The sequence below is a fragment of the Desulfobulbus elongatus DSM 2908 genome (assembly GCF_000621145.1).
GTDB lineage: Bacteria > Desulfobacterota > Desulfobulbia > Desulfobulbales > Desulfobulbaceae > Desulfobulbus > Desulfobulbus elongatus.
In genome coordinates, this window is sequence record NZ_JHZB01000028.1 from 36,024 (window position 1) to 51,720 (window position 15,697).

Consider the following 15,697-nt stretch of genomic DNA (forward strand, 5'->3'; position numbering starts at 1 on the left):
GTACACGGAGGCGCCTTGCTACTCTCCCCTTGCATACATGCATGAATGTATGTATAGAGCTGTGTGCAATTTCTCCTGGGCGGGGAGCGTGGAAACGCTGGCCCACTGCAGGGCGTATTTCGTAGGAAACCCCGTTGTCTTCTTTGCAAGGTTGTCTCGATGATGAATATCGCGAATTCGTTCAGGATGCTGGTGATGTGTGGCTGGTTGGTTGGCGTGCTTACAGCGGTCGGCTGCAAGCAGGCGTCGCCTCCGGGAGGAGCGGCGGCAACCAAGGGACCGCCCGAGGTCGGAGTCGTTGTCGTCAAGCCGGAACAGGTCACCCTGACCACGGAATTGACCGGCCGGATATCGGCCCAGATGGTGGCGGAAGTCCGACCGCAGGTCGGCGGCATCATCAAGAAACGACTGTTCGAGGAGGGGGGGCATGTCAGGGCCGGCGACGTCCTCTACCAGATCGATCCCGCCACCTTCCAGGCAGCGGTGGCCAGCGCCAGGGCCGCCCTGGCCAAGGCCGAGGCCAATGCGTTCTCCCTGCGGAAAAAGGAGGAGCGCTACCGGCAATTGGTGACCATCGATGCGGTCAGCAAGCAGGAATACGACGATACCGCGGCCGCCCTCAAGCAGGCGGAAGCCGATATCGAAAGTGGGAGGGCCGCCCTGGAAACGGCAAAAATCAACCTCGCCTACACCCGCGTCACCGCGCCGATCGACGGGATGATCGGCCGCTCCGCCGTCACACCGGGTGCCCTGGTGACGGCCAATCAGGAGACGCCCCTGGCCCTTGTTCAACAGCTCGATCCGGTCTTCGTCGATGTCACCCAGTCGAGCGCCGAGATGCTCCGGCTGAAAAGGAGTTTTGCCCGCGGCGAGCTGAAGGACGGGGGACAGGGCCAGGCCCAGGTCCGGCTGTTGCTCGAAGACGGGGGGGCCTATTCCCATGCGGGTATTCTCAAGTTCAGCGAGGTGTCGGTGGAGCAGAGCACCGGGTCGGTCACCCTGCGCGCCCAGTTTCCCAATCCGGATCAGTTCCTGCTCCCTGGCATGTTTGTCCGCGCCATCGTCCAGGAAGGGGTCCGCGAGCAGGGCATGCTGGTGCCCCAGCGGGGCGTGAGCCGCAATACCGCCGGTCAGGCGACCGCCCTGGTGGTGGGAACGAACGAGGTGGTGGAGCAGCGGCTGATCGACGCCGAGCGGGCGATAGGCGATGCCTGGCTGGTGAACGACGGTTTGCAGACCGGTGACCGGGTCATTGTGGAAGGCGTCCAGCGAATCCGGCCGGGCGTCGCCGTCAAGGCGGTGCCTTTCGTGGGCAAGGCTGTGGCGGCAGACAGTCAGACAACGGCGATGAAGCCCTGAGGAGCGGTTGAACATGGCTCGTTTTTTCATCAATCGTCCCATCTTCGCCTGGGTCATCGCCATCATGATCATGCTGACCGGTCTGTTGTCGATCCACAGGCTGCCGGTCTCCCAGTATCCGGCGATCGCGCCGCCGCAGATCGCCATCAACGCCACCTATCCCGGTGCCTCGGCGCAGACCGTGCAGGACACGGTGACCCAGGTGATCGAGCAGAAGCTCAACGGCATCGACAACCTGATCTACATGTCCTCCACCAGCGACTCCTCGGGGTCGGTCTCCATCACCCTGACCTTCAAGGCGGGCACCGATCCCAACATCGCCCAGGTGCAGGTACAGAACAAACTGCAACTGGCCGTGCCGCTGCTGCCCGAGGCGGTCCAGCGGCAAGGGATCGCGGTGGTCAAGTCGACCCGGAACTTTCTGCTCATCGTCGGCCTGGTTTCCGAAGACGGCACCATGGACCGCCACGGCCTCAACGATTACCTGGTGTCCAATGTCCAGGACATCGTCAGCCGGCTCGACGGCGTGGGCGAACTGCTCATCTTCGGCACCCAGAACGCCATGCGGATCTGGGTGAACCCGAACGAACTCACCAGCTACCACCTCACGGTCAACGATGTCATCACCGCCCTCGAGGCCCAGAACGCCCAGGTCTCTGCCGGCCAGCTCGGCGGCCTGCCCGCGGTCGGCGGCCAGGAGTTGAACGCCACCATCACCGCCCGCACCCTGCTCCAGACCCCAGAGCAGTTCGATGCCATCGTCCTCAAGACCAACAGCGACGGTTCCATCGTCCGGCTCAAGGATGTGGCCGAATGCAAGATCGGCACGGAAAACTACGAACTCCAGTCGTTTTACAACGGCAAGCCGCTGGGCGGCATGGCCATTCGTCTCGCCGCCGGCGCCAACGCGCTGGAGACCGGCAACCGGATCAAGGCCAAGATGGACGAGCTATCCCAGTATTTTCCTCCGGGCGTGAAGGTCGTCTATCCGTACGACACCACGCCGTTCGTCAAGATATCGATCGAGGAGGTGGTGCAGACCCTCATCGAGGCGGTCTTTTTGGTTTTTGTCGTCATGTTCCTGTTCCTGCAGAACTTCCGGGCCACCTTCATCCCGACCATCGCGGTGCCGGTGGTGCTTTTCGGGACCATGGGGGTGCTGGCGGCGGCCGGGTATTCGATCAACACCCTGACGATGTTCGCCCTGGTGATCGTCATCGGCCTTCTGGTCGACGACGCCATCGTGGTGGTGGAGAACGTAGAGCGGATCATGTCCGAGGAAGGGCTGTCCCCCCGCGACGCCACCATCAAGTCCATGGACCAGATCACCAGCGCCCTGTGGGGCATCGCCACCGTGCTGACGGCGGTCTTCCTGCCCATGGCCTTCTTCGGCGGCTCCACCGGCGTCATCTACCGCCAGTTTTCCATCACCATCATCGCCGCCATGATCCTCTCGGTGATGGTGGCCATGATCCTCACCCCGGCCCTCTGCTCCACCCTGCTGATGCCCATCGAAAAGGGGCACGCTCCCGGAGAATGCGGCCCGTTCTGCCAATTTTTCCGCTGGTTCAACCGGTGCTTCGATTTCTGCCGCACCGCCTACGAAGGCATCGTCGGCCGCTCCTTCGGGAAAAAATGGCGGTATCTGGCGCTGTACGGGATCATCGTCCTGATCATGGCCCATTTTTTCCTGCGCCTGCCCACTGCGTTCCTGCCCGACGAGGACCAGGGATTCATCATCTGCCAGGTGCAGCTCCCGGCCGGAGCGACCCAGGAACGGACGATCCGGCTGGTTCGCCAACTGGAACAGCATTTTCTTGTCGAGGAGAAGGACTGCGTGGAAAGCGTGGTCGCGGTGACCGGTTTCAGCTTTGCCGGCCGCGGCCAGAACATGGGCCTGGCGTTCGTCAAGCTGAGGGATTGGAAGGTGCGGAAGAGCCCGGAGAGGAAGGCGTCCGCCATCGCCGCCCGGGCCATGAAGGTCTTCGCGGAATTCCGCGACGGCTTGGCCTTCGCCTTCTCGCCGCCGGCCGTCATCGAGCTGGGCGTGGCCAACGGCTTCGATCTCCAGTTGCAGGACCGCGCCGGCCTGGGGCACGAGAAGCTGATGGAGGCGCGGAACCAGTTGCTGGGCATGGCCACGAAAAATACGAAACTGGTGGCGGTCCGGCCGAACGGCCAGGACGACTCGCCTCAGTTCAAACTGGAGATCGACGATGTCCGCGCCGGCGCCCTCGGCATTTCGTCCCAGGATATCAACCAGGTCCTTGCCACGGCCTGGGGCGGGTCGTATATCAACGACTTCATCCAGAACGGCCGGGTGAAGAAGGTCTATCTCCAGGCCGATGCCCCGTACCGCATGCTGCCGGAGAACCTCAACCACTGGTATGTGAGCAACAGCAAGGGGGAAATGGTGCCGTTTTCCGCCTTTGCCACCGCCCACTGGCAGTACGGCTCGCCGCGGCTGGAGCGCTATAACGGCATTCCGTCGGTGGAGATTCTCGGCCAGGCCGCGCCCGGTATCAGCACCGGCGAGGCCATGGCCGAGGTCGAGGCGATGGTGGCCCAATTGCCCAACGGCATCGGCTACGAATGGACCGGGCTCTCCTACGAGGAAAAAAGTGCCGGCGCACAGGCGCCCGCCCTCTACGCCATCTCGCTTCTGGTGGTGTTCCTCGCCGTGGCCGCCCTGTACGAAAGCTGGACCATCCCCTTCGTCAACCTGCTGATGCTGCCGCTGGGCCTGGTGGGCGCGGTCACGGCCGTGACCCTGCGGGTTCTGCCCAACGACGTCTATCTCCAGATCGGCCTGCTGACCACGGTCGGATTGTCGACCAAGAACGCCATCCTGATCATCCAGTTCATCAAGGAGCAGTTGCGGCAGGGACACGAGCTGGTCGAGGCGACCCTGACCGCGGTGAAGATCCGGCTTCGTCCGGTCATCATGACCTCGCTGGCGTTTTTCTTCGGCACCCTGCCGCTGGCCCTGACCAAGGGAGCGGGGGCGGCCGCGCAGAACGCCATCGGCACCGCCGTCACCGGCGGCCTGCTGTCGGCGACCTTCATCGACCTGATCTTCATTCCCTTTTTCTTTGTCCTCATCTCGCGTCTGTTCGGCAGGCAACACAGGAAACAGACCGCGCCGGTTCCTTCGTCCGGCAATGGACCGGAGGCGCACTGACATGCAGCGAATTCAGCGTATCCCGATCGTTTTGTCCTTGATGCTCAGCCTCTGCGGCGGCCTTGTCGGCTGTTCCACCCTGGCTCCCTCCTACAACCGGCCCGCCGCACCGGTGCCGACCTCCTGGCAGAAGGATGCCGGCGTTCCCGGAGAGCCGGCCGCATCGGGGCAGCAGGACGCCGCCGACATCCCCTGGCAGGATTTCTATCTCAATCCCCGGCTCAGAAAGGTCATCGCCATGGGCCTGGTCCATAACCGGGACCTGCGGGTGGCGGCGCTCAACGTCGAGCGGGCCCAGGCCCAATACCGTATCCAGCGGTCCGAACTCGTGCCCAAGGTGGATGCCGAGGGTGCCGGCAACTTTCAGCGGCAGCCGGCGGATTTTTCCAGTTCGGGCGAAGCGGAAAAAATCCACCAGTACACGGTCGGGCTCGGCGTCACCTCCTACGAACTGGACCTGTTCGGCAGGCTGCGCAGTCTCAAGGACCAGGCCCTGGAGGAGTACCTGGCCACCGGGCAGGCGCAGCGGAGCGCGCGGATCAGCCTGATCGCCCAAATCGCCGCCGCTGACCTGACCCTGGCGGCGGACCGGGAGCTGCTGCAATTGGCCGAGGAGACCATGAAGACGCAGGAGGAGTCCTATCGGCTCATCCAAAAGCGATTCGAGCTGGGGGCCTCCTCGGAACTGGAATTGCGCGAGGCGCAGACCCAGGTCGAATCGGCGCGGGTGGATGTGGCCCGGTTTTCCACCCAGGTGGCCCAAGACGAGGACAGCCTCAACCTGCTGGTCGGCGCGCAGGTCCCCGCCGACCTGCTGCCCGCCAGCTTGACCGACGAAGTGGCCACGCTCGAAGGGATCACGCCGGGGCTGTCCTCCGAGATCCTGCTGCGGCGTCCCGATGTCCTCCAGGCGGAAAACGTACTGAAAGGGTATAATGCCAACATTGGCGCGGCCAGGGCCGCCTACTTCCCGAGAATCGTTCTGGTCGGCTCCCTGGGATCGGGCAGCAAGGAGCTGTCCGGCCTCTTTTCCACCGGGTCCGGCTCCTGGGCCTTCGCGCCGAGCATCGATCTGCCGATCTTCGATGCCGGCGCCCGCGCCGCCCAGCTCCAGGTGGCCGAGATCGACCGGGATATCGCCATCGCCCAGTATGAAAAGGCCATCCAGACCGCTTTCCGCGAAGTGGCCGACACCCTGGTCCAGCGCGGCAACGTCGAGCGGCAGCTGGCCGCCCAGCAGGCCCTGCGCGAGGCCACGGAAAAACGGTACCTCCTTGCACGGGAACGCTACGCCAAGGGCGTGGACAGCCATCTCGCCGTGCTCGACGCCCAGCGCTCGCTGTACAGCGCCCAGCAGGGAGTGGTCGGCGTGCGCCTGACCCGGCTGACCAATCTGGTTTCCCTGTACAAGGCCCTGGGCGGCGGCGTGAAAACGGAAAATTGATGCGCAGGCGTTGCCCGTAGCAAAGACGGACCGGAACTGAGCGAAGGGACATGGCCCGGAAAACGAAGCAGGAAGCGCAGGAGACACGAAACAACATACTGGATGCGGCGGTCCGGGTTTTTGCCGTCAAAGGCGTGGCGCAGAGTTCGCTGGATGACATCGCCCGCGAGGCCGGCGTGACCCGCGGTGCCATCTATTGGCATTTCGCCAACAAGACCGGCCTGCTCAACACCCTGTGGGACCAGGTGCTGTCGCTCTACGCCCCCCTGACCCAGGCAAGCGAAGACCCCAACGAGCCCGACCCGCTCGGCAAGATGAAGGAGCTCTATCTGTCCTTTTTCAATGGCCTGGTGGAGGATCAGCGCCTGCAGCAACTGTTCCGGCTGCTGTTCGACGACAGCGACCGCAGCAGGGAAACCGAGGCCATCCGCCAGCGCCATGCCCAAAAACGACGGGAACGGTTGCGGGGAATCCAGATCACCCTGAACAACGCCAAGGAAAGGGGCCAGTTGCCGCCGGATTTCGATGTCCGGCAAGGAGCGATCAGCGTGTTGGCCTTTGTGTACGGCCTGATCGCCAACTGGATCATGACTCCGGACCTCTTCGACATCCAAAAGGAAGGGGAGCAGTTTATCGAGGGAATGGTCCAGATGCTGCGGACCGGGTTCCGGGAACGCGGCTAGGGAACGCGCAGCCCCGGTGCGCAAGCGGTGCCCGCTCGTTGCGCTGAGGCCGGCCGGTGCGGGGACCGTGCTGCGCCGGAAGGAGCGACATGCAGAGACTGACGGGAAAATGGGCGTGGGCGGCCGTCGCCCCGGCCTGATCGGTCAGTGCGGTCATCCTGCCGATGGCGTCATAGGTGTAGGTCACCGCCGGATGGCTGCCGACCGTGCTGGTGGCCGGGTTGCCCAGGCTGTCATAGGTCAGGGTGGTGGCCACGTCCCTGCCGTCCCGGCTGGTCTGCAACTGGCCGTTGTTGTAATAGGCCCTCGCAATGCTCACCGAACTGCCGGCGGCGGGATAGACCGTGCTCTGAACCAGGTGATGTTCGCTGTCGTAGACGTTGTGGCTGCGGTGGTCGAGCGGGTCGGCGGTATCGGTGAGCCGATGGAGGGCGTCGTAGGTGAAGTGCGAGGTCTTGCCGAGGGCGTCGGTGGCCCGGGTCAGGTTATGGTTGCCGTCATAGAGGGAGGAGGTGACGTTCGCGCGTGGATCGACGGTCCGGATAACGTGGTCCTGGCCATCGAACTCCCTCTTGACCGTATGGCCGAGGGCATCCTCAATGGCGGTATTGTTTGTCGCTGACGCGAGGGGAGAAGACGACAAACGGCGGGCACGATGGGGGGCTACGCTCGCCCTACTGGGCTTTTTCGTAAAAGACCCCTTCAGCAAATTCTATCATTATATTCCCCCAAAAGCTGTTAACAGGAAAAGATGCAGACGTGAGGTTTTTGCTATACTCTGGGTTTAATTGTTTAAAACCGTTCAGCACTTGCATATAGTTATTAGTAAATTTCACATATCTTGTATTAGGATCGTAAACCCACGCTCCCTTTGTAGTGTCTACTTTGGATGTTACCTTGAGCATCACTTCCTGAATGAAAGTGCCGTTTTTGTTGAGTATTAGCTTCTCCTTGGCAATATCGTAATCGGCCACGTAAGTACCATAGAGGTTCGACTCATCTTTGATTACACAGGAAATAAAAGATGTAATAAAAAAAATAACTAGGCTCAGCCTAAGATAATTACTTCCCATGGCTGTTGCCCATATTTTCCGTCCAGGTAAATGTCTGGTTAATATTTCTGAACGGTCCTGAAGTTCCACTGCGGTCGGAAACCGCATGATAAAAGAACGAACTCGCTCCAGCAGTGTTATTGATTGTAAAGGTAACAGTTCCATCTCCATTGTTTACGGCGCTTGCGCCACCGAAACCTCCGACCTGCAAAGCAGTGCTTGACCACTGAGAAGGATCAAGAAGGGTATCTTTAGCAGCCTGAAAAGTACCATAAACAAAATTTTTACCACCACCAGCATAAAAATCATTCCGCAAAGCGGCGGCTCCAGGAGAGTTTTGCATCTCCTGGCATTCTACGGTACCAGAACCGTAGAACCTATTGCTACTTCCTCCGCCCGTAACAAAATCTACCAGGAACCTTGCATTACTCTCCCATGTAAGTCCGGAGGGATCGACCGCCATTACGGGATTGTTGCCGGCATAAGCATACAGATTGACATCGCCGCCGTCAAACCCCAGGGGGTCCTCGGAGATGAATCGTCCCACCTGGGGATCGTAGTAGCGGGCGCGCATGTAATAGAAGCCGTCGGGTTCGGCCATGACCCCGTGCCGGCCGGCATACTTGAAGGGCTGGGGCACGGTTTCCTCCTGGTTGGCGATGACGCCGTATGGAGTGTAGGCGTACTTGTTGATTATGCGTTTGCCGATGTCGGTCATGGCCACGGTATGGCCGGTGGCGTCGAAGTGGTAGCAGTAGAGCGCACCGGTGGGGGTGGCCATGGCCAGCAGGCCCAGGCCGTGGATGTAGTAACGGGTGATGACGTTGTTGCCGGTGGCCTCGGCGATGAGGTTGCCGTTCAGGTCGTAGACATAACGGGTGACCACCCCATCGCGCACCACTTCCAGCCGGTTGCCCGCGCCGTCGTACCGGAACTGCTCGTTGACCGAGGCCCCGCCGATGCCGGTGAGCCGGTGCTCGTAGTCGAAGGTATAGGTGTTGCCATACCCGGAGGCGAGCTGGCCCTCGTCGTCGTAGGTGAAGGTGGCGGTGTTGGCGGTGAGCAGCCGGTTTTTCCTGGCGTTGAAGGTCAGGGCCACGCTGCCGGTGCCCACGGCCGGATTGAGCGGTGCGGTCTGGGAGCTGTGGATGCGGTTGCCGTTGCCGTCCAGGGTGAAACGGTAGGAGGCGATAATGCTGCCGGAACCGCCGGCCAGGTTCTGCAGGTCGACCAGCCGGTTGGCATTGTCGTAGCCGAAGCCCGTCACCGTGCCGTTGAACTGGGAAAGCCCGATGAGCCTGCCGGCATCGTCGTAGGTGTAAGTGGCGGCCAGGCCCAGCCAGTCGGCCTGCACCGCGGTCAGCCGGTTGGCGGCGTCGTAGGCGTAGCTCACCGTCGTGCCGTCGGGATAGGTGAGCCGGGTCAGGTTGCCGGCGTCGTCGTACTGGTAGCCGCTGGTGAAGCCGTTGGCGTCGGTGAGGCTCGTGGGCCGTCCTGCCGCGTCATAGTCCAGGGAGGTGGTGCCCAGGCTGTCCCGGCGCTGCCACAGTCGGTCGTGCAGGTCGTAGATATATGCGGTGGTGGTATTGTCCGGGTAGGTGATGGCGGCCAGCTTGCCGCTGGGGCTGTAGCCGTAGCTGACGGTGTGATTGTTGCGGTCGGTCCTGGCCAGGAGCTGGCCGGCGTTGTCGTAGCTGAACCCGGTCGTCTTGGCGAGCGGGTCGGTGACGAGGGTCGGCAGATTGCGCTTGTCGTAGGCAAAGGTGGTCCGCGTCCCGGCCTGATCGGTCAGTGCGGTCATCCTGCCGATGGCGTCATAGGCGTAGGTCACCGCCGGATGGCTGCCGACCGTGCTGGTGGCCGGGTTGCCTAGGCTGTCATAGGTCAGGGTGGTGGCCACGTCCCTGCCGTCCCGGCTGGTCTGCAACTGGCCATTGTTATAATAGGCCCTTGAGGTGCTCACCGAACTGCCGGCGGTGGGATAGACCGTGCTCTGGATCAGGTGATGCTCGCTGTCGTAGACGTTGTGGCGGCGATGGTCGAGCGGGTCGGCGGTATCGGTGAGCCGATGGAGGGTGTCGTAGGTGAAGTGCGAGGTCTTGCCGAGGGCGTTGGTGGCCCGGGTCAGGTTATGGTTGCCGTCATAGAGGGAGGAGGTGACGTTCGCGCGTGGATCGACGGTCCGGATAACGTGATCCTGGCCGTCGAACTCCCTCTTGACCGTATGGCCGAGGGCATCCTCGATGGCGTACTCCCGGCCTCGCCGGTCGTAATGGTAGGTGGTGGCGTTGCCCACCGGGTCGACTTCCTGGTTGCGGAAACCCGAGAAATAGAAACTGTAGGTGGCGGTGGCTGGTGTGCCTTGCCGGGGCACGGTCTGGGTCATGACGCGGCCCAGGGAGTCGTAGGCGTTCGTGGCGGTGGTGATGGCCAGCGGATTGGTGATGGTGGTCAGGCGGTGGCCGTTGTCGTAGCCGTAGGACCAGCTCTTGGCTTCCGGGTCGGTATAGGTGACGAGGTCGTTGGCGTTGTAGCCGTAGCTGACCGACCTGCCGGTGGAATCGGTGACCCGGTTCACCCGCGCGTTGGCGTCATAGGTCAGGGTGAGGGTGCGATTGAAGGCATCCCGCACCGTGGCCAGGTTGCCCGCGGCGTTGTAGGTGAAGGTCAGGGTGTTGCCGTCGATGTCGGCCAACCCGCTGGCCCGCTTGTTGGCATTGAAATCGATACGGGTGCCGAAGCGCTCGACGAGACTGAAGGTGCCGTCGCCGTTTTTGATCAGCTTGGTGGTGATGCCTGGAGGTGCGGCGTAGATGCCATCGGCCAGTTTGACGAACTCCATCGACTTCTTGCCCAGATGGACGACCATGGCATTGTCGATCACCTGGTCGACGGCCCATTTGCTGACGAGGGAGGAGGCGAGCCAGCCGGTGATGTCGTCTTTTACCTTGAGGATGTCGTAACCGACATAGAGGGAGGCGATCAGGGAGGCCGCGTCAATCGGCTGCCGCAGCCCGAGCCCCGGTTCGCCGTGGCTTGTCGCGGTGAGATGGATGTCGTAGTTATGGCTCCAGCCGTTGCCCATGGTGCGCCTGGCCATGGCGTCGGCGCTGGTATAGGAACGGCTGAAGGCGAGCCCCATGGGCGACGCGCCGCCAAGGGCGAGGTCGGTATGGTCAAACAGGAACGAGCCGCCGGCCATGTCCACCGGGTCTCTGCCGGTGGAAGGCGGCACCGTCGTGACGTTCATGTGCACCGTGGCGGGAGTGGGGGCCGTTACCTGGGCGACAGCGGTGTTCTGGCTGACAGTCGGGGTGCTGACCGCCCCTTGGTTCGCCGCATACCCACCGAAGTAGCCGCCACCGATAATCATCCCCATGGACATGGAACTGCTGGTGAAATACTTGCTGATATATCCTTTGCCCCGCCACTGGTTCAGGGTGAGCTGGCCGTTGTCGGGCAGCACCAGGACCCGGCTGGCGTTGACCTGGCTCTGGAAGTCGTTCAGTTCGGCGGTGGTATAGTTGACCAGCTGCGGCCTGACCGCGGCATAGTTGGCGCTGCTGGCGAGAAACACCTTGCGGCCCGTGGCGTTGGCGATCTGGAAGAGCTTCATGGTGGAAACGCCGGGGTTGCCGGAACCGGTCAATTGCTCGAGAACACCGTGTTCGAAGGCACTGGCCACGAGAGGAAAGATTTTGCTGTGGGCGACCACATCCGCATCGATGTTGTGCCGGGAGAGGGTGCTGCCCGACCCGGCCTTGACATCGATGTAATAACCGGCCTCCTGGGCCATCATCCCCACGTTGTGATGCCTGATGGACACGGTCTCGGCAATGTCTGCAAGGAGCTTCGATGATTGCGCGACCTCTTTGAGCCAGGTCATCCCCATCAGATGCAGCGTCTCTCCCATGACCGCTTCGGTGGTATCGGCAAGCCCTTGCGCCCTGTACCTGTCCAGCTGCTGCTGCCGCTTGGCCAGGAGCGTGTCGGATACGCCGCCGAAGTTGTAGACGATGGCGTAACGCCTGCCGCTCTCCGGCGTGTAGGTAACGGACTGGTCCTGATAGGTTCCGTTGTTGGCGGCATAGGGGTGGTTGATGGCGACGGTGCAGTTGGCGCGACTGCCAAGGGTGGTGGCGGTGCCGGAGGCAAGCAGGGTTCCATCCAATCGCAGTTCCGGATGATTGTCGGACCCGGCATAGGTGAGGGTCAAGCGGTTGCCGGAAAGATCCTGGATGTTGGCGGTGTAATCGATACCGGCGTATTGAATGCGGATCGTGGCGACATGCGTGGCCGGGATATCGCTCCAGGTGGCGGTGACTGTCGGGGAAAACGGCAGAGTGGTGACATACTGCGCCAGGGTGGTCTGGGCTATGCTGCGCCCGCCACCGATTTCCTCGACAGACTTGTTGGGGTGCTGGCTCCGGATGGTTGCCGCAAGATTGGTGGCATAGGTCGCAAGCTTGCCTTTGATGCTCCCTTCGTTCATGTTCTGAACGTAATCCGCTCCCACCGTGGCGCCCGTTGTGGCTCCGGCCAGGAAATCTGCCTGGCTGTAGCCCAGGGCAGCGGCCAGATCGATTTTCTGGGCCGGGGTGTAAGTCTTGAAGGCCGGATCGAAGAGGTAGTCGACACCGTCAATGGTGGCCTTGACCCATACCCGATCCATGAGGGCTGTCGCATTGGAGTAGATTGAAAGTGGAATGCCGCCGCTGGCAATGACCTTGCTGACGGCCTGCCAGGTGACATCCACCCCCAGCCAGTTGGCGACATTGGCACCCGGAATGGTCATCTTGCCGTAAACGTATTGGGCGGTGAAGCCGCTGGCCCGCAACAGGGCGATCATCAGGGAGGCCTGGTCGAAGTCGTTGCCGCTGCCATCGAGGTAGGTGAGGGTGGCTCCCTTGAGCGAACCGAAATAGGGAACATACTCGATGTTGTTGTGAACGTAATCGTAGATGAGCTTGGGATCGTTGCGCAACGCCCGCGCCAGCTCGGTTATCTCGGGCGAGGCGGTGGTTGCGGCCATCGGCTCCAGCTTCATGCCCCTAACCTGTTCGACGGCCTTGTAATAGGCCTTGGCCTCGTCCGGGCTGACCGGGTCGGCGGTGGACATGAACCAGCCCGGCCCGGATATGCCCGTTGTCGCCGGGGTGGACTCTTCCGCACAGACCGCGCGCGGCAGCGCAGGCAGGGCAAGGAGGAGCAGCAGGATCGTCAAAAGTGTACGGTTGGTTTTTCGGGGCAGTTTCCGCATGCCCAGACCCATGAGCAGCAGCAGGAGAAATCCCGTGGCAAGATCGCTCATCAGCGGGACGTCGCCATCCGAGGAAGGAGGGTGGGATGTCGGGTCAAGCGGATTGGTGCCGGCTGCCACCTCTGCGCCATCGTTCACCCCGTCGCCGTCGCTGTCGGGATTGTGAGGGGCGGTCCCCGCCTGGTACTCGGCCAGATTGGAGAGACCGTCGCCGTCCGCATCCGTTTGGGCGTCGGCAGGATCGTCCGGGTCGAGGTCATGCGCGGTCTCCCATCCATCCGGCATCCCGTCGCCGTCCGTATCCACTATGCTGTTGGTGGTGTCTCTCCGGGTGATGTTGCCGACCGCATCAAAGGTGTTGCCAATGGTTGCAAGCGTGGTGCCGTCGTTGTTTGCCATGGAGGTCAGGCGACCGAGATCGTCATAGCTATATGAAACCTCGACCGCCAGGGCCGGACGGCAACAGACGACCAGGAGCGTTGTGATCACCACGCCTGTAAAAGACCATTTTTTCCGTTTCATCTCTTTCCCCCCTCCATTTATTCGTTCTTCAGCCCCTCTGGTTTGAGGGAAAGACGTTTATGATTCAGATTCACCGATGCCGAGGAAGCAACCGCAACCGTCACGATTGCCGCGGCCACGGACAGACCCCATCTACCGCCGCCATTGAGGAAGTAGAGCCAACGCATTGTCAGGCTGGGCGGGTTGCCTGGAGCGAACTGGTTGAACAGGATATCCTCGATGGCGCCCACCAGGACGAACGGAACATCCAGGGCCGTGAGGAGAACGAGTGAAAACGCCGCGCCAGTGACAAGCCGTTTCTTGCTGGTCGGCACAATGGCCCCGGCCGCACCGACCAGGGGCAACAGGATCACCAGCGGCTGAAAGGCATGGCCAAGCAGGGTCGAACTCGAGACGGCCGTTCCCGCCGCCAGCCGGTTCATGCCTACGTAATAAGGTGAATTGAAGATCACTTGCAGGGTGATGAGCCGTTCGCTTCCGCTTGTGTCGATCAGGAGATGCTGAATGTCCACGAATGGGAAGATCGCCTCGATCTCGAAACGGTACAGAGGCAGGAACAGGGTGCCGCATGCCTCTCCGGCCACAAGAAACAGGGCGGCGAGAGCGCCCGCGCTCGCCAGGGCGACAAGGGCGGCGTTCCTAACATCCGGGTTCTGCATGAGGGCCTTTCAGCGGCAGGTTAGTCCACCAGACAAAGAAAAGTCCGATGCTCGTGATGATCAGGATCGGCCAGACCATGGCATGGAGCGGATCGAACCAGTTTTTTGCAAAACGCAGGGCAAAGTACAGGCTTGTTATGCGGCTGACGTTCAGGAGGAAAACCAGGGCGATGCCCAGCCCCATCCCGATCAGCGTATGTTTCCAGGTCGAGCGGAATGCCAACAGGGCGGCAAGCAACAGGAAGATCGCCTCCGTCCCCTCGCAGCCGTCCAAAACGGAAAGGCGGGCAGTGGAAGACACCAGCCGGTTGCCCTGCGCCGACACCTTCTCGCCGGGATGAATCATATTGATACAGGTCACGCTTGGAACAACGGCCAAGGCGGAGACGATGCCGGCTTCAACGGCGGTTCCCCTGAGCTGTTGATAGACAAACTGCTGACCGGAGAAGAGCAGGAGAAACAAAACGGCGAAGATCGTCAAGCTCTGCCGGTTCGTTCTTGATGGAGACACCTTCATGGCAAGAGAGATGGCTGGGTCATGTTGAGCATTGATACATCCTGTTGATTATACTTTGTTTTATATGTTGACGATTGTTTTCCGGACAATCATCAAATAATATAAAAAATACTGTATAGAATGACTGGTTGCTTCCATGCAATCTATATTCAACCTGCGGATAATTTTCATTGATATGTGTAATATAACAAAAATCTATCAATAACTATGACCAACTGTAACATTATGATGATTGGTTGTTTTTTAATAGACCGTTTCATTTCAAATTAATCAATAGGTAAAAATACTGAACAATTATTAGGTAGATCTACCGTAGTTCAATAAAATGCATCGTCATTTTAGCGCATTATCCGTTGTCATTTGATACTGACAAATGAAAATGAAACAGAGATGTTATGCGTCTTTGACGTGATTGTCATTGAATGCAAACAAAGGAGGGCAAAAGGTGCAGATGAAGTTCACTCATCGGCCGGAGCAGGTGCCGCAAGCTGTTTTCTGCCGCCAATTGCGGGCTGTTTCGTCAAAGGATTTTCCGGCTGTCTGAAATAGCGGGCAGAGCAGGGGGGGAATACTGAAGGGTGGAGTGACGCCCCGGGAAAGCATGCCCGCCTTCGTCCAGGTGGTGATGCAGGCGGCCCCGACCACCCATTTCGTCTCCCTGGCGCAGACGCTGCTGTTCCGGGGCGCGGGCCTTGAGGGCATCTTGAAATTTAGTTCAGTAATTCCCGGCAGCCTTTACCGGCTTTTTTTTACAAAGATCATGCTTTCCTGGTGCTTGATTCGATCGGTTTTGCCCCCTGACAGCGCTTCACTCGGCGCTCGATGGCGTTCTTTTGCCATGTTGCCGCCTCTTGGACGCACTTCACCTGTTTGTCGCCAGAAGCATCACCATCCGGTCAATGTTGTACACCAGATTGCGCAAACCGATCTTTGCTCGGGCTCGGGCTATGCCAATCGTGCGCAACAGCAAATTCCCCGCTCTCTGAGCCTGCACACCAAAGACGTGCTCGACGCGCGAAC

Annotated in this window: 9 protein-coding genes and 1 pseudogene; 4 read left to right on the plus strand and 6 right to left on the minus strand. The window is 60.8% G+C overall.

Features of this window, described 5'->3' with window-relative positions:
- Window positions 1-162 precede the first annotated feature (162 nt).
- The 4 genes from Q362_RS0113315 to Q362_RS0113330 are packed head-to-tail and all read left to right on the plus strand — an operon-like array spanning window position 163 to window position 6,667.
- The gene (locus Q362_RS0113315) at window positions 163-1,359 is read left to right on the plus strand and encodes an efflux RND transporter periplasmic adaptor subunit (RefSeq protein ID WP_035216739.1); all 1,197 of its coding nucleotides are present in this window, start codon (window positions 163-165) and stop codon (window positions 1,357-1,359) included.
- A gap of 13 nt (window positions 1,360-1,372) precedes the next feature.
- A complete protein-coding gene (locus Q362_RS0113320) occupies window positions 1,373-4,540 on the plus strand; it encodes an efflux RND transporter permease subunit (protein WP_028319092.1) in 3,168 nt (1,055 codons plus the stop codon).
- A gap of 1 nt (window position 4,541) precedes the next feature.
- Window positions 4,542-5,984, plus strand: coding sequence for an efflux transporter outer membrane subunit (locus Q362_RS0113325; RefSeq protein ID WP_028319093.1), 1,443 nt, complete (start codon window positions 4,542-4,544; stop codon window positions 5,982-5,984).
- Window positions 5,985-6,034: 50 nt separating this feature from the next.
- On the plus strand, window positions 6,035-6,667 hold the full coding sequence (locus Q362_RS0113330) for a TetR family transcriptional regulator (protein WP_028319094.1): 633 nt from the start codon (window positions 6,035-6,037) through the stop codon (window positions 6,665-6,667).
- Here the strand turns inward: Q362_RS0113330 and Q362_RS0113335 are convergent.
- The 6 genes and pseudogenes from Q362_RS0113335 to Q362_RS24550 all read right to left on the minus strand — a co-directional run.
- On the minus strand, window positions 6,615-7,310 hold the full coding sequence (locus tag Q362_RS0113335) for an RHS repeat domain-containing protein (protein WP_028319095.1): 696 nt from the start codon (window positions 7,308-7,310) through the stop codon (window positions 6,615-6,617). The two genes, Q362_RS0113330 and Q362_RS0113335, sit on opposite strands and share 53 nt — an antisense overlap.
- Before the next feature lie 31 nt (window positions 7,311-7,341).
- Window positions 7,342-7,641, minus strand: a complete 300-nt coding sequence (locus tag Q362_RS0113340; RefSeq protein WP_157470121.1) for a hypothetical protein — start codon at window positions 7,639-7,641, stop codon at window positions 7,342-7,344.
- A gap of 88 nt (window positions 7,642-7,729) precedes the next feature.
- Window positions 7,730-13,501: an RHS repeat-associated core domain-containing protein gene (locus Q362_RS0113345; protein WP_028319097.1), complete on the minus strand. Its 5,772-nt coding sequence runs from the start codon at window positions 13,499-13,501 to the stop codon at window positions 7,730-7,732.
- A 17-nt stretch (window positions 13,502-13,518) separates the two neighbouring features.
- Window positions 13,519-14,160, minus strand: coding sequence for a hypothetical protein (locus Q362_RS0113350; protein ID WP_028319098.1), 642 nt, complete (start codon window positions 14,158-14,160; stop codon window positions 13,519-13,521).
- On the minus strand, window positions 14,141-14,641 hold the full coding sequence (locus Q362_RS20665; RefSeq protein WP_051554318.1) for an exosortase/archaeosortase family protein: 501 nt from the start codon (window positions 14,639-14,641) through the stop codon (window positions 14,141-14,143). Before Q362_RS20665 ends, Q362_RS0113350 begins: the two co-directional genes overlap by 20 nt.
- 898 nt (window positions 14,642-15,539) lie before the next feature.
- Window positions 15,540-15,697, minus strand: a pseudogene (locus tag Q362_RS24550) (IS5/IS1182 family transposase); the annotation flags it as partial.